General features: G+C 42.0%; 23 protein-coding genes and 1 other annotated feature. All 23 genes read left to right on the plus strand.

The window, feature by feature from the left end:
- The first annotated feature begins 153 nt into the window (after positions 1-153).
- Entirely contained in the window at positions 154-4,470 is a 4,317-nt protein-coding gene (locus tag C9414_RS10935) for a S8 family peptidase (RefSeq protein ID WP_107163619.1), read from the plus strand.
- 250 nt (positions 4,471-4,720) lie between these two features.
- Positions 4,721-5,650, plus strand: a complete 930-nt coding sequence (gene spoIIGA, locus C9414_RS10940; RefSeq protein ID WP_107163620.1) for a sigma-E processing peptidase SpoIIGA — start codon at positions 4,721-4,723, stop codon at positions 5,648-5,650.
- A 58-nt stretch (positions 5,651-5,708) separates the two neighbouring features.
- Entirely contained in the window at positions 5,709-6,428 is a 720-nt protein-coding gene (gene sigE, locus C9414_RS10945) for an RNA polymerase sporulation sigma factor SigE (RefSeq protein WP_007499746.1), read from the plus strand.
- Positions 6,429-6,570: 142 nt separating this feature from the next.
- Complete coding sequence (gene sigG, locus C9414_RS10950) at positions 6,571-7,350, plus strand: RNA polymerase sporulation sigma factor SigG (RefSeq protein ID WP_024424250.1); 780 nt, start codon at positions 6,571-6,573, stop codon at positions 7,348-7,350.
- A 151-nt stretch (positions 7,351-7,501) separates the two neighbouring features.
- On the plus strand, positions 7,502-8,440 hold the full coding sequence (locus C9414_RS10955; protein WP_047202113.1) for a sugar-binding transcriptional regulator: 939 nt from the start codon (positions 7,502-7,504) through the stop codon (positions 8,438-8,440).
- Positions 8,441-8,684: 244 nt separating this feature from the next.
- Positions 8,685-9,929 (plus strand): NAD(P)H-dependent oxidoreductase, encoded by a 1,245-nt coding sequence (locus C9414_RS10960; RefSeq protein ID WP_039178366.1) that lies wholly within the window; start codon positions 8,685-8,687, stop codon positions 9,927-9,929.
- Positions 9,930-9,941: 12 nt separating this feature from the next.
- On the plus strand, positions 9,942-10,373 hold the full coding sequence (locus tag C9414_RS10965) for a transcriptional regulator GutM (protein ID WP_041084924.1): 432 nt from the start codon (positions 9,942-9,944) through the stop codon (positions 10,371-10,373).
- 18 nt (positions 10,374-10,391) lie between these two features.
- Positions 10,392-10,919 carry a PTS glucitol/sorbitol transporter subunit IIC gene (srlA, locus tag C9414_RS10970; RefSeq protein WP_047202115.1) on the plus strand — a complete coding sequence of 176 codons (528 nt, stop codon included), beginning with the start codon at positions 10,392-10,394 and terminating at the stop codon, positions 10,917-10,919.
- Between the two features lie 16 nt (positions 10,920-10,935).
- Positions 10,936-11,946, plus strand: coding sequence for a PTS glucitol/sorbitol transporter subunit IIB (gene srlE / locus C9414_RS10975; RefSeq protein WP_024426936.1), 1,011 nt, complete (start codon positions 10,936-10,938; stop codon positions 11,944-11,946).
- A gap of 26 nt (positions 11,947-11,972) precedes the next feature.
- A complete protein-coding gene (locus tag C9414_RS10980) occupies positions 11,973-12,329 on the plus strand; it encodes a PTS glucitol/sorbitol transporter subunit IIA (protein ID WP_007499733.1) in 357 nt (118 codons plus the stop codon).
- A gap of 129 nt (positions 12,330-12,458) precedes the next feature.
- A complete protein-coding gene (locus C9414_RS10985) occupies positions 12,459-13,235 on the plus strand; it encodes an ABC transporter ATP-binding protein (protein ID WP_107163621.1) in 777 nt (258 codons plus the stop codon).
- A 79-nt stretch (positions 13,236-13,314) separates the two neighbouring features.
- Positions 13,315-13,551 (plus strand): YlmC/YmxH family sporulation protein, encoded by a 237-nt coding sequence (locus C9414_RS10990; protein ID WP_008344958.1) that lies wholly within the window; start codon positions 13,315-13,317, stop codon positions 13,549-13,551.
- A gap of 211 nt (positions 13,552-13,762) precedes the next feature.
- Positions 13,763-14,626: a peptidoglycan editing factor PgeF gene (pgeF, locus tag C9414_RS10995; RefSeq protein WP_107163622.1), complete on the plus strand. Its 864-nt coding sequence runs from the start codon at positions 13,763-13,765 to the stop codon at positions 14,624-14,626.
- Positions 14,627-14,632: 6 nt separating this feature from the next.
- Positions 14,633-15,322, plus strand: coding sequence for a YggS family pyridoxal phosphate-dependent enzyme (locus C9414_RS11000; protein ID WP_258182623.1), 690 nt, complete (start codon positions 14,633-14,635; stop codon positions 15,320-15,322).
- A 1-nt stretch (position 15,323) separates the two neighbouring features.
- Positions 15,324-15,782: a cell division protein SepF gene (locus C9414_RS11005; protein WP_107163624.1), complete on the plus strand. Its 459-nt coding sequence runs from the start codon at positions 15,324-15,326 to the stop codon at positions 15,780-15,782.
- 6 nt (positions 15,783-15,788) lie between these two features.
- Positions 15,789-16,070, plus strand: coding sequence for a YggT family protein (locus tag C9414_RS11010; protein WP_107163625.1), 282 nt, complete (start codon positions 15,789-15,791; stop codon positions 16,068-16,070).
- Between the two features lie 53 nt (positions 16,071-16,123).
- Positions 16,124-16,900 carry a YlmH family RNA-binding protein gene (locus tag C9414_RS11015; RefSeq protein WP_107163626.1) on the plus strand — a complete coding sequence of 259 codons (777 nt, stop codon included), beginning with the start codon at positions 16,124-16,126 and terminating at the stop codon, positions 16,898-16,900.
- Between the two features lie 26 nt (positions 16,901-16,926).
- Positions 16,927-17,421, plus strand: a complete 495-nt coding sequence (locus C9414_RS11020) for a DivIVA domain-containing protein (RefSeq protein WP_008344947.1) — start codon at positions 16,927-16,929, stop codon at positions 17,419-17,421.
- 59 nt (positions 17,422-17,480) lie between these two features.
- Positions 17,481-17,717, plus strand: a binding site (T-box leader).
- Between the two features lie 59 nt (positions 17,718-17,776).
- The gene (gene ileS / locus C9414_RS11025) at positions 17,777-20,542 is read left to right on the plus strand and encodes an isoleucine--tRNA ligase (protein WP_107163627.1); all 2,766 of its coding nucleotides are present in this window, start codon (positions 17,777-17,779) and stop codon (positions 20,540-20,542) included.
- A gap of 161 nt (positions 20,543-20,703) precedes the next feature.
- Entirely contained in the window at positions 20,704-21,078 is a 375-nt protein-coding gene (locus tag C9414_RS11030) for a TraR/DksA family transcriptional regulator (protein WP_107163628.1), read from the plus strand.
- A 94-nt stretch (positions 21,079-21,172) separates the two neighbouring features.
- The gene (gene lspA, locus C9414_RS11035; protein ID WP_107163629.1) at positions 21,173-21,640 is read left to right on the plus strand and encodes a signal peptidase II; all 468 of its coding nucleotides are present in this window, start codon (positions 21,173-21,175) and stop codon (positions 21,638-21,640) included.
- Positions 21,637-22,551: an RluA family pseudouridine synthase gene (locus C9414_RS11040; protein WP_039178386.1), complete on the plus strand. Its 915-nt coding sequence runs from the start codon at positions 21,637-21,639 to the stop codon at positions 22,549-22,551. The genes lspA and C9414_RS11040 overlap by 4 nt, the downstream gene beginning before the upstream one ends.
- 170 nt (positions 22,552-22,721) lie before the next feature.
- The gene (pyrR, locus tag C9414_RS11045) at positions 22,722-23,264 is read left to right on the plus strand and encodes a bifunctional pyr operon transcriptional regulator/uracil phosphoribosyltransferase PyrR (protein WP_024424234.1); all 543 of its coding nucleotides are present in this window, start codon (positions 22,722-22,724) and stop codon (positions 23,262-23,264) included.
- The last annotated feature ends 130 nt before the right edge of the window (positions 23,265-23,394 follow it).

Genomic DNA, 23,394 nt, shown 5'->3' on the forward strand with positions numbered 1-23,394 from the left:
AAGAATCATTTTTAAATCCTATTACAAAAAGCGACAAAATGATGATCTTTATTTGACTACATTAAATAGAACACCATGAATCTTGTCATGAACAAAGGAAAGGGAGGAGTGAGACCCACACTCTGTTTGACCATTTGAGGAGGAGGGATTTGATTGAAAGTGAAGTTTCGCAAAACCGCCGGCTATCGTTTGATGAGTCTTTTGGTGATTGGTACTTTAACGATGACAAGCTTTGGAATGGTTCAAGCAAAATCGACTTCTACCTCATATCAAGAGGAAGCTGTTTCCTCCAAAAAAACAAAAGCAAAGATATCATCTAGATTAATGAAACAGTTTCAACAAGAAGACAAGGTGACCTTTTTAGTCAAAATGAAGGAACAAACAAATGTGAAAAAAGTGGCGAAGGATGCTGTGTCAATAGCCAAAAAACAGAAGTTAACAGCTGCTAAAACGCAGTACACAAAAAGATCAGCAGTTGTATCAGAACTAAGAGCAACATCTGAAGAGACGCAGGAAACGCTGCTTGCTTATTTACAAAAGGCACAAAAGAAAAACCAAGTGAAGGCTATTCATTCGTACTATATTGTGAATGGTCTCGCTGTGACGGGAACGAAAGAAGTCATGGAAAAGGTGGCTTCCTTCCCAGAAGTAGATCAAGTGCTACCAAATGAAATCCGTCAAATTCATCGTCCTGTTGATTTGAAGACTTCAAAGCCGAACAAACAAATCAAAGCAGCAGATGGAATCGAGTGGAATATTTCTCAAGTTCATGCCCCAGAAGCGTGGGCTTTAGGCTATGACGGTACTGGTACCGTTGTGGCAAGTATTGATACAGGTGTGGAATGGGATCATCCTGCATTAAAAGAAAAGTACCGCGGTTTTGATCCTGCACGTCCGAATGAACCTTCTCATGAATTCAATTGGTACGATGCAACGACAGGTTCTGAAACGCCATACGATGATTTAGAGCATGGTACACATGTGACGGGAACGATGGTTGGCTCTGAGCCAAATGGAGAGAATCAAATTGGCGTCGCACCAGGTGCAAAATGGATTGCGGTGAAAGCTTTCTCAGAAGATGGTGGATCAGATGCTGATCTGCTTGACGCAGGTGAATGGATTTTAGCTCCAAAAGATGAAAACGGAAACCCTCATCCAGAAAAGGCACCAGATGTAGTCAATAATTCTTGGGGCGGCGGGCCTGGTCTTGATGATTGGTATAAAGATGTGGTCAATGCTTGGAGAGCGGCAGATATCTTCCCAGAGTTTTCAGCTGGTAATACGGATTTATTTAACCCTGGCGGTGAGGGATCTATTGCAAATCCTGCGAACTATCCAGAAGCCTTTGCGACGGGTGCAACAGATCAAAACAATAAATTGGGTTCTTTCTCTTTGCAAGGTCCCTCTCCATATGGCGTCATGAAACCAGATATTGCGGCCCCAGGGGTAAACATTCGTTCTTCTATACCTGGAAAAGGGTATGAGGATGGCTGGAATGGAACCTCGATGGCAGGTCCGCATGTTTCAGCTGTTGTGGCTCTTCTTCGCCAAGTACAGGCAGATCTGTCTGTGGAAGAGATCGAAGAAATTCTCATTGATACTGCAAAGGCGCTGACAGATCAGCAATTCCCGGAATCCCCTAACAATGGCTATGGGGCAGGATTAGTTGATGCAAGAGAGGCGATCACAGCATTAACAGATGGAATTGGCAAGATTGAAGGACAGGTAACAAAAGAAGGAGAAGATACAGAACCACCTGTTTTTTCTCATAAAGGACCGAATGAAATTTTTGCCTCTACGCCAACTCCTCTAAGCATCACAGCAGAAGATGAAGTAGCTGTGACAAATGTCTCCTTGAGCTATCAAGTGGATCAAGGGAAAAGGGAGACGCTGCAAGCAAAACGTACGGATGGAAATCATTTAAAAGGGACATATGTTGTCCAGCTACCAGAACTTGAGGGAGAAAATGTCACGTACCGATGGATTGTGAAAGATTTTGGAGAAAATGAAGCCGCATCAGAACCGTATACGCTTCCGATTAGAACATCCATCACGACTGGCTACTCGCAAGATTTTGAAGCATGGCCTAGTGGATGGTTCAGTGGTGGAACAAAAGATCCTTGGCAGTGGGGAAAGCCGACCACAGGTCCGAATCAAGCCTTTACTGGAGATCATGTTTACGCCACAAACCTAGACAGTCCTTATGAAAATTCAACAGATGCTCATTTATCCATGCCGATGATTGCTGTACCTGAGTCAGGCTCCTCCTTTTTACAATATCAATACTGGCATGACCTTGAAGCAAATTATGACTATGTGCATATTCATGTGCAGCCTGAGGGGGAAGATGCTGTCCAGGTGGCAGCCTACACAGGCAAAACAAGTGCATGGACAAAAGGAGAAGTTGATTTATCTGCCTACAAAGGCCAAAATGTGAGGGTTATTTTTCAGCTCAGAACGGATGGCAGTGTGACAAAAGACGGTTTTTATTTAGATGATGTGAAAATAACAGATGAAGCCTTGCCTCAAAAGGCAAAGAAACAACTTGGCATCATCAAAAAAGAAAAGCCAGCACAGGAGCAGAAGAAACCCGTTGATCCGAAAAGGGCAAAGCCTGCTAAAATAAAAGAAAAACATGTCCAGATGAAAAAGGAAAAAAGCTTAGATGCTCCGTCTATCAAAGCTCTTCCGATGAAGGCAGAAATCAGTGTTCTTGAAAGCGGCAAATCCACGTACACAGATGAAGCGACAGGGAGATATCAACTTTCTCATGGTGCAGGGGAGTTTACAGTGAAAGCTGAAGCATATGGATTTGAATCACGCACCCAAAAAGTCAATATTCCCTCAAATGACACGGCAGAGGCGAATTTCTCTTTGCAGCCACTTGAGAAACGAACGATCTCCGGCACAATTGTAAACGAAACAACGGGTGAAAAAGTCAAGGATGCCACGGTTTATCTTGTAGAGGATGCGAAAATTGAGCCGGTCAAAACAGATGGATCTGGCGAGTTTTCTCTAGAGGCATTGAGCGGTGTGTATACAGTCAAAGTATTTGCGAAAGGGTTTAAAGGATATTCATTTACAGCAGATGTGACAGAAAAGCCGCTTGAAAAAGCAATTAAGCTGGAACCTTTCATCGGTTTTGCTGGCGAAATTGGCTACGATGACGGAACAGCTGAAAATGCGCGGGCGTTCTATGATCCTGGCAATGGCTGGGCGGTGAAATTTTCATTAGAAAAGGGTAAGAAACAAGCGCAAGTTACAGGTGGACTTTTCCGTTTCTGGACAGCAGAGTGGCCAGCCCCTGGCGGAAATGAATTTGCGGTTGAAGTGTATGATGCGTCCGGAAAGGACGGCGCTCCCGGTGAGAAAATCGCTGGACCTTTCAAAGCGAATGCGCTGCGCAATGGTGAATGGACAAAAGTAAATTTAGAGGATCAAGCCATTACGGTGGAGGGAGATTTCTACCTTGTCTATATTCAAACGAAAAAGAATACGGAATCTCCAGGCCTTGCAACAGATGAAGATGGACCAAATGCAGAAAGAAGCTGGCAGCTGACAAGCGGTGCCTTTTCTCCTTCTCCAAAAGAAGAGGGAAATTATATGATTCGTGCGCTTGTCCAATATGAAGCAGATGTACCAGAAATAACATCTCCAAAAGCAGGAACGATCACGAACAAAGATGAACTGGAGATTGAAGGAAAAGCCTCTCCAGGGCTGGATGTAGCGATCTATCAAAACGATGAAGAGATTGCCAAAGTGAAAGCAGACCAGTCAGGTGTTTTCAAAGAGAAGGTCACAGTTTCAAGCGGAGAGCATGTATTCACGGCTGCCACTGTTACGGATAAAGGTGCAACGAAAAAATCCAAATCAGTAAAGGTGATCATTGATCAAACAGCCCCATCGCTAACGATAGATACACCGAAAAAAGGGGAAAAGTCTAACAAAGAATCTCTCACTGTAGAAGGAAAGGTAACGGATGATCATCTTGATCAAGTCACTGTGAATGGAAAAAAGGCAGCAATAAAAGATGGGAAATATTCTGCAAGAATACTGCTTGAAAACGGGAAAAATACGATCAAAGTAACAGCGAAAGATGCAGCAGGAAACAAAACGACTAAAAAAGTCGATATCGATGTTCAATACGAAGCACCTGAAATTTCGAAGCTGACACCAGCAGAGAATGTCAATCTATCATCAGGTGAGTCTGTTAAAATTTCATTTAAAAGCAGAGAAAAGTTAGACGCAACGTTTGTCATTCATATGCCGCTGACAAACGTTAGATCAAAGCTGCAAAATACAACAGAGCTGCCGCTTCGCGAGGTAGCTAACGGAACGTATGAAGGCTACTGGACAGCTACTTCTACCGCCAAAGCAAAAGGTGCAGTCATTGAAGTGATTGTGCGGGATGATTATGGAAATATCACACGACAAAAGGCTCCAGGCACATTAAATATCAATGAAAAATGACCCTTGAAAAAAGGCACGACTCCTAGGAGCGTGTCTTTTTCATTTCGAACAATTGTTTGAAGGCTTGTCCAGGAGCACACTCCCTTGCTTTGCGCTCTCATTCCTCGACAAAAACAATAACAATCCACCAAAAGTTCTCTATCATCCCCAACAAGAATTGACAGACTTCCATCTCATGGCTGTTTTATACTGGTACAAACAAGTGCAAGTACTGCTTTTGATTCTTTGTTTCAGATGAAAGGAGCAGAAGGTGGTCATTTATTTAGATGTGATTTGGCTGTTAAACTTTTGTTTTGATCTATTGCTTCTCTTACTCACTGCATTTATTCTCAAACGACAAGTAAAAAAAAGGCGATATATGTTAGGAGCTCTGATTGGATCGAGCATTGTTTTCTTGCTCTTTACACCATTTGCAATGTATGTGTCACACCCTCTAGGCAAACTGCTTTTTTCTGTCTTGATCGTGCTTGCAACTTTTGGATTTCAAAGATTTCGTTCCTTTTTTCAAAACCTGTTTGCTTTTTACTTTGTCACATTTTTGATGGGAGGAGGCATGATCGGGGTTCATTCGTTTTTACAAACCAATACTGTTATTCAAAACGGGCTGCTGATTTCACAAAATGATGGCTTTGGTGATCCCATTAGCTGGCTTTTCGTTTTAACTGGCTTTCCTGCGATTTGGCTCTTCTCAAAGAAAAGATTAGGAGAGGTCGGTGCGAAAAAAAGACAGTTTGATGAACAAGTACTTGTGGAGATACACATTCACGGAGAGACCATCCGGCTAAAGGGACTCGTCGATTCTGGCAATCAGCTGTATGATCCTATGACGAAAACACCTGTGATGATTGTTCAGGCCGATCAGCTTATGTCCATTTGCGGGGAGCCATTTATAGAGCTTATGAAGCAGTCTCATCCTGTTGAAGTGATGCAAAAGCTCGATGATCAATTTCCGCTTCTTGATCGTTTAAGACTTGTTCCATATCGAGCGGTCGGTCATGATCACGGGTTTCTTCTATGCTTAAAACCAGATACGGTCATCATTTATTCAAAAACACATATGATCAAGCCAGCCAAGTGTTTTGTAGGCATGAGTCTAAGCGGTTTATCAGCAGATCAGGAATTTCAATCCATCATTCACCCAGATATGTTAGACGGAAAAATCATCCAAGGGGTGTCTTAAGTTTTGGTGATGTCTTTTATCTTACGAGGTCAACTTGACATTTAGAAGGGAGAAGAAGATGAAAAAATTAAAATTTAAACTCACTTACTACTGGTATAAACTCCTCATGAAGCTAGGTCTAAAGAGTGATGAGATTTATTATATTGGTGGTAGTGAGGCGCTGCCGCCGCCATTATCAAAGGATGAAGAGCAGGAACTGCTTGTCAAATTACCAAAAGGTGATCAAACAGCAAGGGCCATCCTAATCGAAAGAAATTTACGGTTGGTGGTCTACATCGCAAGAAAATTTGAAAACACAGGGATAAATATTGAGGATTTAATTAGTATTGGAACCATTGGCCTGATTAAGGCAGTCAATACATTTAACCCAGAAAAAAAGATCAAGCTTGCCACATATGCTTCGAGATGTATTGAAAATGAGATTTTGATGTATTTGCGCCGGAATAATAAAATTCGTTCAGAAGTGTCGTTTGATGAGCCGCTCAACATTGATTGGGACGGAAATGAACTGCTTTTATCAGACGTACTTGGAACAGATGATGATATTATCACGCGGGATATTGAAGCAAATGTAGATAAAAAACTTTTGAAAAAAGCGCTGGAGCAATTAAATGACCGCGAAAAGCAGATCATGGAGCTCAGGTTCGGTTTGGTAGGCGGTGAAGAAAAAACCCAAAAAGATGTCGCTGACATGCTAGGAATTTCTCAGTCGTATATTTCAAGGCTTGAAAAAAGAATTATTAAACGATTACAAAAAGAATTTAACAAAATGGTCTAAAAAATTTTTTTGAAAGCTCTGTCCCTTTGCTGTCAAAGGAATCAACTTCTTTTCTCATGATTCTCGTCATCCATCGTGCATATTTTTCCATCCCAAGGAGATACTGAACTTTGTACAACAGCTCCTGTAGGGAGGGAAAAAAGTGTCCAGAAATAAAGTGGAAATCTGCGGAGTCGACACCTCCAAACTGCCTGTTCTGAAAAACGAAGAGATGAGAAAATTGTTCAGACAGCTGCAAGATGAAGGTGACGATACAGCAAGAGAAAAGCTAGTCAATGGCAATTTGCGGTTGGTTTTAAGTGTGATTCAGCGTTTTAACAACAGAGGCGAGTATGTGGATGATCTCTTCCAAGTAGGCTGTATCGGATTAATGAAATCAATTGATAATTTTGATTTAAGCCACAATGTCAGATTTTCAACTTATGCGGTCCCTATGATCATAGGAGAAATCCGACGATACTTGCGTGATAACAACCCGATTCGGGTGTCTCGTTCACTAAGAGATATTGCCTATAAAGCGCTTCAGGTCCGTGAGAGGCTGATTAGTGAGACAAGCAAGGAGCCAACGGCAGAAGACATTGCCAAAGTGCTGGAAGTGCCTCATGAGGAAATTGTCTTTGCCCTAGATGCGATTCAAGATCCTGTTTCTTTGTTTGAACCGATTTATAATGACGGAGGAGATCCGATTTATGTGATGGATCAAATTAGTGATGATCGGAACAAAGACACACAATGGGTAGAGGAATTGGCCTTAAAAGAGGGAATGCGCCGATTGAATGATCGAGAAAAAATGATTCTCCGCAAACGTTTCTTCCAGGGAAAAACGCAAATGGAAGTCGCTGAAGAGATCGGGATTTCTCAAGCACAAGTCTCAAGACTTGAAAAAGCAGCCATCAAACAAATGAATAAAAATATCTTTTAAAGCCGCCGCTTCATGTGCGGCTTTTTTCATTCTTGTGAGAGAGCACGTCTCTAGTATTGACTCTGTTATTTTTTTCATTTAATCTGTTTTTAACAAATGTTATTTTAGATATCATTTGTTAGGGAACACTTAAGCGGAAAGAAGGGTTATTATGACATTCCATGATGAAAGAAGGCTGCTCATAAAGGTTGCGCATATGTACTATGAAGAAGGCGCCACTCAATCTAAAATAGCAGAAGCTGTTGGGGTTAGCCGTTCGCTCATATCGAAATATTTGGCAAAAGCACGTGAAGCAGGAATCGTGGAAATCATTATTCATGATGAAGTGAATCAACAATATGGATCATTGGAAAGAAAAATAGAGCGGAAATATGGGCTGCGTGAAGTCGTCTGTGTGGAAACGCTCAGCCAAGAAACAACCAAAAGCCGAATTGGCGCTGCAGCGGCAGGCTTTTTGTTAAAAGTAATAAAGGATGGACAAGTCATCGGTTTTTCATCAGGAACCACTTTGCATGAAATGGCGAAAGCGATTACGTCAGTTCAGCACTATCCGTCCGTGACATTTGTTCCGCTTGTCGGGGGTGTGGGTAACGAAGATGTTGATATCCACGCCAACTATATAATTGCAAGGTGCACAGAAGCACTCAAATCTAAATGTGAGTTTTTACATGTGCCTGTTATGCTTGATACGAAAGAAGCGAAGGACGTACTAATACGGCAGCCATCAATCAAAAAAGTGATTAAACTAGGAGAATCATCAAATATTGCGGTTGTCGGAATTGGCGGGGTTCCGCAGCATTCAACGATGGTGAAATCTTATATGACAAGCGGTGAGGAGGATATTCTTCAAGCGAAGGATGTGGCGGGTGACATTTGCTATAACTTTATTGATCATCAAGGGGAAGTGTATCCCCACCCGTGGAACGACCGGGTAATGGGCATAAGCCCGCAAAAGCTGAAGGAAATCCCGCTAGTCATTGGTGTCGCTGGAGGAGAAGAGAAAATTGAAGCGATCCGGGCAGCATTAGAAGGTGGATTAATTCATGTATTGATTACGGATGAACGAACAGGAGATGCCTTATTAAAGTAACTACCTAATATGATTAGGTAGTTTTTTTGAGTCTTTAGACTCAAAAAGATTGAAAATTTTATCGATTTTAGCTTGACACAAAGTTGACACATCATATAAACTAAATTCATAACAAATGATAAATAAAATAACAAATGTTACATTGAACAGATTTTTGTTAATTTTTATAACATTTGTTAAAATTTTCAGATTATTTTTCTAGCAATCTACCCGAGAAGCAAGAAAACCTGAAAGGATGATTTAGATGTCAATCTATCAACAGTTGTTAGCTCGAGAACGCAGTGGAGATCCAATCAAAGTAGGAATTATTGGGGCAGGCCAGATGGGCTTTGGGCTCATTTCACAAATTTCTAAAATTCCAGGCATGATTGTAGCAGGTGTTTGTGATATTCACCTTAGTGCAGCGGAGAAGGCAGCGAATTTTTACAAGCAGCATGCGAAGCCGCATCAAATGGTCGTCACAAATGATTATAGGGAAGTGATTCAATCAGATTTTGTGGAAGTGGTCGTAGATGCAACAGGAGTTCCAGAAGTCGGAGCAAACATTTCTTTGGAAGCGCTTAATTCAAAAAAACATCTCGTTCTTTTAAATGTAGAAGTTGATATTACCATCGGTTTGGTGATGCATAAATTATTCACAAATGCAGGACTTGTTTACTCTGGATCAGCTGGTGACGAACCGGCAGCAACACTAGAATTATATGAATTTGCGAAAACAATGGGACTTGAGGTGCTCGTTGCTGGGAAAGGCAAGAACAACCCATTCTTCCCAGAAGCAAATCCAGATACGTGTAAAGCAGAAGCAGATAGTAAACATATGAGTGCACATATGCTCGCTGCCTTCCAAGACGGAACAAAAACAATGGCAGAAATGAACTTATTAAGTAACGCGACAGGGCTTTTGCCAGATAAAGTCGGTATGCACGGGGTTGAAGCAAATTTAGAGAATGTAGCAGATAAATTGAATCAAAAACAACAAGGTGGCGTGCTCGATAACTTCGGAGTCGTTGAATATGTAAATGGGCTAGCACCAGGCGTATTCGTTATCGTCAAGAGTGATCTTGAGCCAGTAGATGAAGAGCTTCGTTACTTAAAAGTTGGAAAAGGTCCTCACTACACGCTTTACCGTCCTTTCCACTTAGCGAGTCTTGAAACACCTGTTACCATCGCAAAAGCAGTCTTACAGCATGACTCATCGATCCACCCGATTGGTGTACCAGTGTCAGAAACAGTCGCTGTTGCGAAAAGAGATATTCAAGCAGGAGAATCACTTGACGGAATTGGCGGATACTCCGTAAGAGGTGTACTTGAAACGCATCAAGACATGAAATCGAACGGTCATATTCCGATTGGCTTAATCAGCGGAAAAGTCGTAGCGAAAAAAGACATCAAATTAGGACAGTTCCTCACTCATGATGATGTAGAGCTTGATTCAAACACAACCGTTTGGAAGCTGCGTTCATTACAAGATCACTTATTTCAATCATAAGGACGTGAAGCTATGGAAAAATTAGCAATCGTACTTTGTATCATTCTCATCGTGCAGTATGGATTATCTTTTATTCAAATCAAGTATTACCGCAAAAGCATGGACTCACTAATTGATGACTACAGAGGGAAACAGGGCTATCACTTATTTTCAGGAATGGAACGGCGCAAAGTTGGCCCTGGAGCCATTGCGCTCATCATTGTGGATGAATCGTATATTATTCAAAAATGTCATGTGCTTGGCGGCGTGTCGATCTTATCTAAATTTAAAGAAGTTCCTTCATATGAAGGCAAGCATGTAGGGGCTGTGCTGGACGAGCACCACATGATGAAGAAAACGTTGAAAAAACGTAAAAAGGCGCCAGCTGTCATGCAAGCACTTTCCATGGCGGCTGAGCAGGCACTTGTCTCGATTTCGAAAAAAAATATAACAAATGTGAACTAAAGAAAGGGGAGATGAAACATGGAATGGATTCAATGGTTTGGAGAGCACTTTATCGGAATGTTTGAAGCCGGCGGAAAGCAATTCATGGGCCTTGTTACAGGTATCGTTCCAACGCTTGTTGTGTTACTTACTTTCACTTATGCTGTCATGAAATTTATTGGAGAAGAGCGAGTGAATAGAGCCATTCAGTTTGCAGCGAAGTATACCATTTTGCGCTACACGTTAATGCCGATCTTATCCGTTCTTATTTTGACAAACCCAATGGCTTATACGTTTGGCCGCTTCTTACCTGAAAAACAAAAACCAGCATTCTATGATTCAGCTGTTTCATTTGTTCATCCGGTGACATCACTGTTCCCGTATGCCAACGCAGGAGAACTATTTGTCTACTTAGGAATTGCGAACGGGATTAAAGAAGCTGGATATTCAATGTCAGAGCTTGCTGTTCGTTACTTCTTAGTCGGGATCGTCGTCATTTTACTACGCGGAATCATTACTGAATGGATTACAAAATATTTAGCAGGAAAAATGAAAGCGAATTCATAATAGGGGAGGGTTAGACATGACAAACCACAAAGTATTTGTTGCAAAAGGTGCTGGCGGATGGGGAGAAGGTTTAGAGCTTGAACCAACTGGTAAAAGAAGAAAGGTTGTTTCCATTACAGGGGGAGGCATTCACCCGGTTGCACGTAAAATTGCAGAAATGACAGGGACAGAAGCATGTGACGGCTTTAAAAACTCCATACCAGAAGATGAAATGATGTGTGTTGTCATTGACTGCGGAGGAACAGCGCGAATCGGACTTTATCCAATGAAACGCATTCCTACTGTAGACGTTTTGGCATCCTCTCCTTCTGGACCGCTTGCTAAACATATTACAGAAGATATCTTCGTATCAGGCGTAACAGAAAAAGATATTTCCTATGCAGAAGCATCTGATGGTGAGGCAAAAGCAGAAGGTCAGGAAAACAGTGAGTCGATTGACAAAGAGAATTTCAAAGAGACGTATGCAAAGCTGAAAGAGGAAAATATCGAGCGGCAGGAAAAAGGCAATTTCCTGATGAGATTCTCACGAGGAATCGGGAAAGTCACCGGTACGTTCTACCAGGCTGGCCGTGATTCTGTTGATATGCTTTTGAAAAACATTATTCCATTCATGGCATTTGTCAGTATGTTAATTGGAATTATCAATTATACAAAAATTGGTGACCTGATTGCCCATTTTCTATCACCTTTGGCAGGATCTCTTTGGGGGCTCTTACTGCTCGTAGTGGTCTGTACATTGCCGTTCCTATCACCTGTCTTAGGACCTGGAGCAGTCATTGCCCAAGTCATCGGTGTTCTGATTGGTAGTCAAATCGCACTAGGAAACATTCCGCCTCAATTTGCACTTCCTGCACTATTTGCCATCAACGGTCAAGTAGGGTGTGATTTTATTCCAGTGGGGCTGTCACTTGGTGAAGCGAAGCCGGAAACGGTACAATATGGGGTACCAGCTGTTTTGTATAGCCGTCTCATTACAGGGGTTCTATCTGTTGTGATCGCATACGTTGCCAGCTTCGGTATGTATTAAACGTATTAAAGGAGGAATCGAGATACATGGTAACACAATCTGTCGTAAAAGAAATTGGGATCTTAGTCCCGCAATTTAAAGAAGATAAGCTGATTGTATTATTTGGACCCGCAGCGCCGCAGGAATTAAGAGATATGTCTGTTATTCATGAGTTCGAACATCTAGAAGAAGAGCCGCTGAAGCTGGGCGGAACCATTCAAGTGGGCGATCAAACATACACGATCACAGCCCTCGGCAATAAAGCAAATGACAACTTTAAAGAGCTCGGCCACATTTCGATCTACTTCCAAGAGCCGTTTGATGATGTATTACCAGGAGCTGTATTTGCATCCCCGCACACGTTTCCTGATATAAAAGAAGGCGTACGAATTGAAATTTCGTAACCATGTAAAAAAGCTGTTCCTAAAAAGGAGCAGCTTTTTTACATGAGGTTTACCAGAAAGAGCATTTACGATATGCTGTAAACATTCATTGTTTGTATATTCAGAATTTTTACTCAGGAGGAAGTTATCGTGTCACTTGAATTGAAGAATGTTTCATTAAAACGAAATGGGAAATGGCTCCTGCAGTCTATTGACTGGCAGGTGAACAAGCAGGAACACTGGGTACTTTACGGTTTAAATGGTGCGGGGAAAACCGCATTATTAAATATGCTCTGCTCTTATTATTTCCCCACGTCAGGCGAGATGACAGTGCTGGGACATGTCTTTGGCAAGGAGGCTCTTGGTGAAAAGCTCAGGAGGAAAATTGGTCTCATCTCAGCAGGACTTGAAAAGAAATTGCACAGAGACGACAATGCTTTTGAAATTGTGCTGAGCGGCGCATTTGCTTCTATCGGGCTTTATGAAACCCCGACAGATGAAATGAGAGAGAAAGCCATTGATCTATTAAAAGCATTCGGTTCATTCAAATATGCCAACAGAACTTATGAAACGCTCTCACAGGGAGAGAAGCAAAAAGTCTTGATTGCGAGGGCTTTAATGAATGATCCGCAGCTCTTGATTTTAGATGAACCTGTGACGGGTCTTGATTTTCTAGCAAGAGAGCAAGTGCTGGAGACCATCTCATTGATTGCAGCAAAACCTGATGCGCCTACTTTGCTCTATACGACCCATCATGCAGAGGAGATTCTGCCTGTTTTTCAGCATACCTTATTATTAAAAAATGGATCTGTTTTTGATCAAGGAGAAACAAAAGAGATGATGACAAACGGCCTACTTTCTTCTTTTTTTGAATGTCCGGTAGATGTCATGTGGAGAAATGGCCGTCCGCATTTAAGTAAATTGTAGATAATAGAAACTATTGGTCTGCGTCCCTGCTTTTCCATCATACATATTATAGTAGAAAACGAAAGGCGGGGAAGGACAGATGATCAGCATTTCTGAATTCCAAATCAAGGATGTCGTCGATGTATCCAGCGGGAAAAAACTAGGTACCATTGGGGACATTGATATTAATGTCACAAGCGGCAAAATCCAAGCGATTATTATTGGCGGCACAGGTAAAATGATGGGATTTTTCGGAAAAGAAGAGGAAATGATTGTCCCATGGCGAAATATAGTAAAAATTGGCGAAGATGTGATACTTGTCCGCTTGTCTTCTTAATTCGTATAACTCCTCAATGAATCATTCAATTTTTCCTTAAAATAAACTCTTCATTCTTAGCAAACAATGTCTTTTTCGGGTAAAAAGATTACGTTTTCATATCAATTTGAAAAAAAACCTGCAGAAAGGGCACATTTGAGTGTAATATTTAATGAATCCCACTAACTGTCTATGTATGTCTTGTGGTAAAATAGGAGCGAAATAAAGAGAGATGAATGAAAGGTGGGAGGCAGCTTTGACACACAAATATGACCCCTTTCAGCAGAAATCACCATATGCAATGACCATTCATGATTGGACGAACATGACATGTTCTGGTAAAGAGGTATTGGCCGGATTTACAACAAAAAATGGCGGCTTCAGCCTTACTCCATATCAATCATTGAACACTGGACTCCATGTAGGAGACGATGCTTCTAGTGTACAAATGAATCGTCAAGTCATAGCAGATGCTGCTGCTGTGCCGCTCTCTGATTGGGTGTTTGCAGACCAAACACACGAGGATCGCATCCTGAAAGTCACCAAGGAGCAAAGAGGAAGAGGAAGTCTTCATTATGATGAGGCACTGCCTGGTACAGACGGTTTATATACGTCTGAGACGAACATGATGCTCGCTCTTTGTTTCGCTGATTGTGTTCCGCTTTATTTTCTAGCTCCGCAAAACGGATTAATTGGAACGGCTCATGCCGGCTGGAAAGGAACCGTCAAGCAAATTGGTGCAAAGATGGTTGATGTATGGGTCAGCCAAGAAGGTGCCAAGGCCGATCAGATTCAAGTCGTCATTGGACCATCCATTGGCAGCTGCTGCTACATAGTCGATGACGTCGTCATGGATCAAGTGAAACGGCTTCCTTTTTCAACAGAGGATGTGTATTCCGAGATTTCACAAGGACAATATAAAATTGACTTGAAAACACTAAACAAAAAAGTATTGCTTCATGCAGGAATAAAAGAAGAAAACATACATGTCAGTTCGATGTGCACAAGCTGCAATGATCAGCTTTTCTTCTCACACCGGCGTGATCAAGGGAAAACAGGACGTATGATGTCTTTTGTCGGGTTTAAGGAGGCATAAGTGCAATTGAATGTACGAGAGAATCTCAGACAAATAAATGAACAAATATACGAAGCATGTAAAAGAGCAGGTAGACATCCAGCAGATGTATCGGTCGTCGCTGTGACAAAGTATGTCTCGATTGAACGAGCACTAGAAGCCAAGGAAGCAGGAATTTTACACTTTGGTGAAAATCGTGACCAAGGGTTACTGGAAAAGCAGGCGGCCATAACCGATGAAAACATTAGCTGGCACTTTATCGGCAGTTTACAAACACGAAAAGTGAAATCTGTCATTCAGACAATTGACTACTTACATTCGCTCGACAGGATGTCTCTTGCGAATGAAATTGAAAAAAGAGCGGATCACACGGTTCGCTGTTTTGTACAAGTGAACACATCACTTGAGGAGTCAAAACACGGCTTGAAAAGTGAAGACGTCATTCCATTTGTGAAACAGCTCGCTGATTTCAAACAGATTGAAATTGCAGGACTGATGACGATGGCTCCATTTACAGAGGATCACACTGTGATTCGAAACTGTTTTAAAGCATTAAAAAACCTTCAAGAAGAAGTAAAACATCTTAACCAAGTGAATGCACCTTGTCAGCATTTATCGATGGGCATGTCAAATGATTTTGAAATCGCAATTGAAGAAGGTGCGACATTCGTTCGGATTGGCTCTTCACTTGTTGGAAATGAAACAGGAGGTGCGTGACATGAGCATAAAAAATAAATTTAAAAGCTTTTTCACTCTCGACGATGAAGAGTATGAGTACGAATATATTGATGAAGAAAGAGAACCCTTTCAAGAAGAAAAAGGAACGAAGGACAAAGCAGCATTTCAAGAGCGCCCGCAGACAGGAAAACAAAATGTTGTCAGCTTGCAAAGCGTGCAGAAATCCTCTAAAGTGGTGTTAAGTGAGCCGCGTGTTTATGCAGAAGCGCAGGAGATTGCAGACCATATTAAAAACAGACGTGCAGTCGTCGTGAATTTGCAGCGCATTCAGCATGATCAAGCAAAGCGAATCATTGACTTCTTAAGCGGAACCGTTTATGCAATCGGTGGAGACATCCAGCGTATTGGCTCGAATATATTCCTCTGCACACCTGATAATGTAGATGTATCTGGCACAATATCAGAGCTATTGACAGAGGAAGAACCTCAGAGGTGGTAAATCATAGTGATTCTAAATTTCATTTTTAATATTTTAGGAACGGTATTAACGATTTACTCATTCGCGATTATTATTTACATCTTTATGTCATGGGTGCCATCTGCAAGAGAAACTGTGTTTGGCCGTTTTCTGACAAATATTTGCGAACCGTATTTAGAACCATTTCGTAAAATTATTCCGCCAATCGGCATGATTGACATCTCGCCGATTGTGGCATTGCTTGTAATTCGTTTTGCATCATCATATGGACTAACTGGTCTTTACAATATGATTTTGCGCTTCATGTAAACAGGCTGCCGGGCTTGGCACTGCCAGGCTCTTTTACATAAGAGGGGAACAAAATGAGCGATATTTATCAGCATTTTAGAAAAGACGAACAGCCATTTGTCGACCAAGTGTTAGGCTGGAAAAAAATCGCACTCGACCAATATCGAATGAAATTAACAGACTTCCTTGATCCGCGTGAGCAATTTATTACCGAGTCCGTCATCCAGCATGCTGAAGAACTTGGGATCATGTTTTTTGGCGGGTATGAGGGAGCGGAGCGCAAAAGAGCTCTCATTTATCCTGATTATTTAGAACCTTCTATTGAAGATGTTGAGCTGTCATATTTTCAGGTGAACTATGCGAAAAAGTTTATTTCCTTAGAACACCCGAAGCTTCTCGGCTCATTGATTGGGACAGGCTTGAAGCGTCAAAAATTCGGAGATCTATTATTTTCAGAGGAAGATGTGCAGTTTATTTGTACAAGTGATGTCGCCGATTTTGTGCGGGCGCAGCTGACACATGTCGGCAGAGCATCCGTTTCATTAGAGGAAATCACGCAGGCAGATATAAAGCCAGTGATGACGAAGACTGATATCAAAGAAGATACCATTTCTTCACTTCGGCTTGATGCTGTATGTGCTGCTGTCAGCCGTCAGTCTCGGCAAAAAGCACAGCTTTTAGTCAAAAATGGACTTGTCAAAGTCAATTGGAAAGTCACTGAGGACCCTTCCTTTACAATCGGTGAAGGCGATCAGCTCTCTGTTCGGGGATTTGGCCGCTTTAGCCTAAAATCGATTGATGGGAAAACCAAAAAAGATAAATTCAAAGTAACATTTGAGCTTATGACATAACGAACTTGAATCTGGAGGTGGCGAGGTTGCCATTAACACCTAATGATATTCATAATAAAACGTTCACAAAAAGCTTTCGCGGCTATGACGAAGACGAAGTAAACGAGTTTTTAAGCCAAGTACGTAAAGACTACGAGATCGTACTCCGTAAAAAGAACGAGCTTGAAGACAAAGTAAACGAGCTTGACGAAAGACTAGGTCATTTTGCAACAATTGAAGAGACATTAAACAAATCCATTCTTGTGGCGCAGGAAGCAGCAGAAGACGTTAAGCGTCATTCTGATAAAGAAGCAAAATTGATTATTCGTGAAGCAGAGAAAAATGCAGACCGTATTATCAACGAAGCGCTGTCAAAATCAAGAAAGATTGCAATGGAAATCGAAGAACTGAAGAAACAATCGAAGGTCTTTAGAACTCGCTTCCAAATGCTCATCGAAGCGCAGCTTGATCTTCTGAAAAATGACGATTGGGATCATTTACTGGAATATGAAGTGGACGCTGTCTTTGACGAAAAAGAATAAGCGCATCATCTTGACATGACGTGCTCATGTTGCATATAATACCATCATAAATTAACAAGAGATAAACGTTTGAAAGGGACACTCGCAGCTGTCACATGCGTAATTAAGCGAATCAGGGATGGTGGAAGCCTGACATTACGAGACGCTGCAATGAGATCACCCCTTTAGTTCCTTTTCTGAAAAAAGCAGTAAGAAAAGGCGTCTGATCACGTTACGATTTTAGAGTGGATAAGCGGCTGTTTCATAGCGCTTGTCTAAAAGGGTGGTACCGCGAGACAAGCCTTCTCGTCCCTTATGGGATGAGAGGGCTTTTTTTATTGTTTTTTAATCAGAATTTGCATGTGGAGGAATGGGTATGAACTACAAAGACACCTTATTAATGCCGAAAACAGAATTCCCGATGAGAGGGAACTTGCCGAACAAAGAGCCTGAAATCCAAGAGGAGTGGGCAGAGAAAGACATCTATCAAATGGTTTTAGAGCGGACAAAAGGACGCCCAACGTTTATTTTGCATGATGGGCCTCCATATGCGAATGGTGACATTCATATGGGGCATGCACTCAATAAAATCCTAAAAGATTTTATCGTCCGTTTTAAATCAATGAACGGGTACCATGCTCCGTACGTACCGGGCTGGGATACACACGGGCTGCCAATTGAAACAGCTCTTACTAAAAATAAAAAAGTAAAACGCAAAGAAATGTCTACAGCAGAATTCCGCAAACTATGCGAGGAGTATGCTTGGAAGCAAATTGAAGGTCAGCGCAATCAGTTTAAGCGCTTAGGCGTCAGAGCAGACTGGGACAATCCATATGTCACATTAAAGCCTGAATACGAAGCGCAGCAAATTCTTGTCTTTGGTGAAATGGCGAAGAGAGGCTATATCTACAAAGGACTGAAGCCAGTTAACTGGTCTCCTTCAAGTGAATCAGCTCTTGCTGAAGCGGAAATTGAGTATAAAGACAAACGTTCACCATCGATTTACGTTTCGTTTAAAGTAAAAGATGGCAAAGGCGTTCTTGAAAACGGCGAACAATTCATTATCTGGACAACAACACCATGGACGCTTCCAGCAAACCTTGGCATTTGTGTTCATCCGAACTTAGAGTACAGTGTTCTTCAAGTCGGTGATGAGCGTTATGTCGTTGCATCTGAACTTGTTGAACAAGTAGTAAAAACACTCGGCTTTGAAGAGTATGAAGTGGTGAAAACGCTAAAAGGAAAAGAATTAGACAACATCGTTGCAGAGCATCCAATCTATGGTAGAGATTCTCTTGTGATGCTTGGCGATCACGTGACAACTGATGCAGGAACAGGCTGTGTTCACACTGCACCAGGCCACGGGGAAGATGACTTTATTGTCGGTATGAAATACGGTCTTGATGTGCTCTGTCCAGTAGATGAAAAAGGTGTGATGACAGATGAGGCACCTGGTTTTGAAGGACTATTCTACGAGGATGCCAATAAAGCCATCACAGAACAGCTTGAAGCAAAAGGCGCGCTGAAGAAGCTCGACTTTATCACGCACTCCTATCCGCATGACTGGAGAACTAAAAAACCAACGATTTATCGTGCGACAGCTCAGTGGTTTGCATCCATTAAAGATTTTAGAGAAGCGTTATTAGACAATATTAAAGAAACGAAATGGGTTCCAGCATGGGGTGAAACACGCCTGTTCAATATGGTGCGTGACAGAGGTGACTGGTGCATTTCAAGACAGCGTGTATGGGGCGTTCCAATTCCGGTGTTTTATGCAGAAAATGGTGAGCCGATCATCACAGACGAAACCATCCAGCATGTATCTCAATTATTTAGAGAGCATGGCTCGAATATTTGGTTTGAAAAAGAAGCGAAAGAGCTATTGCCAGAAGGCTTTACACATCCAGGCAGCCCGAATGGTGAATTCACTAAAGAGCAGGACATCATGGATGTATGGTTTGATTCCGGTTCTTCTCACCAAGCCGTTTTAGAAGAAAGAGATGACCTAGTCCGTCCGGCAGATCTTTACCTTGAAGGCTCTGACCAATATCGCGGCTGGTTTAACTCCTCTTTATCAACAGCAGTTGCTGTCACTGGAAAAGCACCGTATAAAGGTGTCCTAAGCCACGGCTTTACGCTTGATAAAGAAGGACGTAAGATGAGTAAATCATTAGGCAACACGATTGACCCAACGAAGGTTGCGAAGCAGCTCGGTGCAGAAATTCTTAGACTTTGGGTATCTTCTGTCAACTATCAAGCCGATCATCCAGTGTCTGATGATATTTTGAAACAAGTAGCAGAAGTCTATCGTAAAATCCGTAACACATTCCGCTTCCTGCATGGAAACCTATTTGACTTTGATCCAGCAGTAAATGCTGTGCCAGTAGAAGAGCTTCGCGAAGTGGACCAATACATCTTGATCAAATTAAACAAATTGATTGATAAAGTGAAAAAAGCTTATGATGATTACGAATTTGCGGTCGTCTATCATGCGATTCACAATTTCTGTACGATTGAGCTCAGCTCTTTCTATCTCGATTTTGCAAAGGATGTCGTCTACATTGAGCATGCGGATCACCCAGACCGCCGCAGCATGCAGACTGTCTTCTACGAAACATTAATGACATTAGTGAAGCTGACTGCACCAATTCTTCCGCATACAGCAGATGAATTATGGAGCCACTTAAGCTTTGTTGAAGAGCCAAGTGTTCAGTTAACAGATATGCCAGAAGGTGTGGCAGTTCCTCAAGCTGAAGCGACAGAAGCGAAGTTTGACCGCTTTATGGAGGTACGTGACGATGTGCTGAAAGCGCTGGAGATTGCGCGTAATGAGAAAGTCATCGGACGTTCACTTGAAGCAAGTGTGACGCTTTATGCGACAGACGAAGTGAAAAACCTTCTTGCATCCATTAAAGAAGATGTGAAGCAGCTCTTTATCATCTCTGAATTAACGGTAGAGGATAAGCAGCATGCAGATACATCGGCGCCTGAATATACATCAGGAAGAATTGTGGTTCAAAAAGCAGAAGGAGAACTGTGCGAACGTTCCCGCATTATTTCAAAAGATGTTGGTGCAAATCCGAAATACCCAACATTGTCGCTGAAAAATGCTGAAATCGTGGAGAAATATTACCAAAATTAACAGTGCGATAATCACAAGCTGGCGCCCCGTCATATGCGGGGCGTTTTCTTTTTTGAGAAAATGACAGCGTTTAGAACGAAAGGAAAAATCTTATGGCTTTAAAGTAACCAGGCAGGGCAACAATATGATTATCACGACAGGGCAGGAGTTGAAATAGCGACATGAATGGCGATCTAGAGACGATTTACACGGAACTCCTTCAAATAAAAGAAGAGCTGCAATCTAAACTGTTTGAATACGCATCATTTCGTTCACCCGCTGAGCATGTCTCGTTGAATGACGTTAAAACGACCACACTTCTTTATCACATCAAAGAAGAGCTGCAAGATGTGTCTCTCGCTATTGCAAAGATCGAACAAGGGACCTATGGCATATGTGAGGCGACAGGTAATATGATTCCGCTTGAACAAATGAGCATTCTTCCTACCGCCCGCACGGCTGACGACTTTTTATATCATAAGCAATACGAGAAAAAAGCATTCACTCCTTATCCTTTTGAATCAAATGATTCTCATTTTGAAGCCTTCCACATGTAGGGAGGTTTTTGTCTGTCAACTAAAGTTTCTTTACTCCTTCCTGTTTTCTTGATAAAATGCTTAAAGATCAAAGTATGAAGATGGAGGAACGTGTGTGTTCTATTACATAATCGCATTCGTTATCATTTGTTTAGACCAATTAACAAAATGGCTCATTGTCAAAAATATGATGCTCGGAGATTCTGTTCCAGTTATTGATGGATTCTTTTATATCACGTCTCACCGAAATTCAGGAGCCGCATGGGGAATTCTCCAAGGGCAAATGTGGTTTTTCTATATGATCACACTCGTTGTTATTGCGGGAATTGTTTATTACTTACAAAAACATGGACAAAAGGACAAGCTGCTTGGAGTAGCGCTGGCCTTAATGCTTGGCGGAGCGATCGGAAACTTTATCGACCGTATTTTCCGTCAGGAAGTGGTTGATTTTGCTCATTTCGTATTTGGGGATTATCACTACCCAATCTTTAATATTGCAGATTCTTCTCTCTGTGTAGGGGTTATTCTGCTCTTCATTCAAATGCTGTTAGATGGAAAGAAAAATAAGGAGTCAACTACATGAATCAAGTAAATATTGCCGTTTCAGAAGAACAAACGAGTGAACGGCTAGATAAATTTCTAAGCACAACAGAACCAGAATGGTCAAGAACCCAAGTCCAGCAATGGGTAAAAGATGGGCTGATCGAAGTAAACGGGAAACAAGTAAAGGCCAATTACAAAGTACAAGCTGGGGATCAAATCAAAGTGGAGATTCCAGATCCGGAAGCGTTAGATGTAGAAGCAGAACCAATGGATCTTGATATTTATTATGAGGATGCAGATGTGTTAGTCGTAAATAAACCACGAGGAATGGTCGTTCATCCAGCGCCAGGTCATGTGTCAGGTACACTTGTAAATGGCCTGATGGCACATTGTACGGATTTATCAGGGATTAACGGTGTGATGCGTCCAGGAATTGTCCACCGAATCGATAAAGATACGTCTGGGCTGTTAATGGTCGCAAAAAACGATATCGCACATGAGTCACTCGTCAATCAGCTGGTGGCTAAAACTGTCACAAGAAAGTATACGGCTGTTGTCCACGGTATTATCCAGCATGATACAGGCACAATTGATGCACCAATTGGCAGAGACAAAAAAGACCGCCAAAGCATGACGGTCACAAAAGAAAATGCAAAACAGGCTGTCACTCACTTTGATGTGATTGAACGCTTTAAAGACTTCACAGTTGTCGAGTGCCGTCTTGAAACAGGAAGAACACACCAAATTCGTGTTCATATGAAATATATCGGTTACCCTCTTGCAGGAGATCCGAAATATGGACCGAGAAAAACAGTCGATTTTAATGGACAGCTTCTGCATGCAGGTGTTTTAGGATTTGATCATCCTAGAACAGGAGAATATATCGAGTTCACAGCACCAATTCCAGCTGATATGCGTGGCTTTATCGATTCATTAAGAAATAACGATTGACAGGCCGTTCTTTTTCTGAAATAATAAACGAAGAAATTGAGATTCTTTAAAACAGTCCAGAGAGGCTGAGAAGGATAACGGATCAATTTGTGCACGAGTATGCACAAATGAACGCCCCTCTCTGCCCTTTGCAGAAGGGGCTTTTTATTTGTCAAAAAGAGGTGTAAAAGATGGAACAAAAAGCAGTCATTCTTGATGAACAAGCGATCAGACGAGCGCTTACCCGCATTGCACATGAAATGATTGAGCGCAACAAAGGGATGAAGGATGTCATCCTTGCTGGGATCAAGACAAGAGGCATACATCTTGCAAAGCGCCTTGCAGAGCGCATCGAGCAAATTGAAGGAAATCCAGTCACTGTGGGTGAACTTGATATTACGCTATACCGTGATGACCTGACAAAGAAGACAGACAACCAAGACCCGCTTGTAAAGGGTGCAGACATTCCAGCTGACATTAATGACAAAACACTCATTGTCGTTGACGATGTTCTGTTTACAGGCAGAACCGTCAGAGCAGCTATGGATGCCCTTGTGGATGTAGGAAGACCATCTTCCATTCAGCTGGCTGTGCTCGTCGACCGAGGACACCGGGAGCTGCCAATTCGAGCGGATTATATCGGGAAAAACATTCCGACGTCAAAAGCAGAGACCGTCATGGTTCAGCTCAATGAAGTAGATCAAAACGACCTTGTCGCTATATACGAAAAATAACCTTTTTAAATGCATTCCAGAGAGTTTGCAAAGAGGGCAATATCAGAGACACCGAGCACACGGCTAACATGACGTGTCTGGTTTTTCTAGGCCTCTTTGCGCATACTCGCAAAGAGGCTTTTTTAATGAA

Origin of the sequence: Bacillus sp. Nf3 (genome assembly GCF_003028545.1) — a bacterium.
Classification (GTDB): Bacteria; Bacillota; Bacilli; order Bacillales; family Bacillaceae; genus Bacillus; species Bacillus safensis.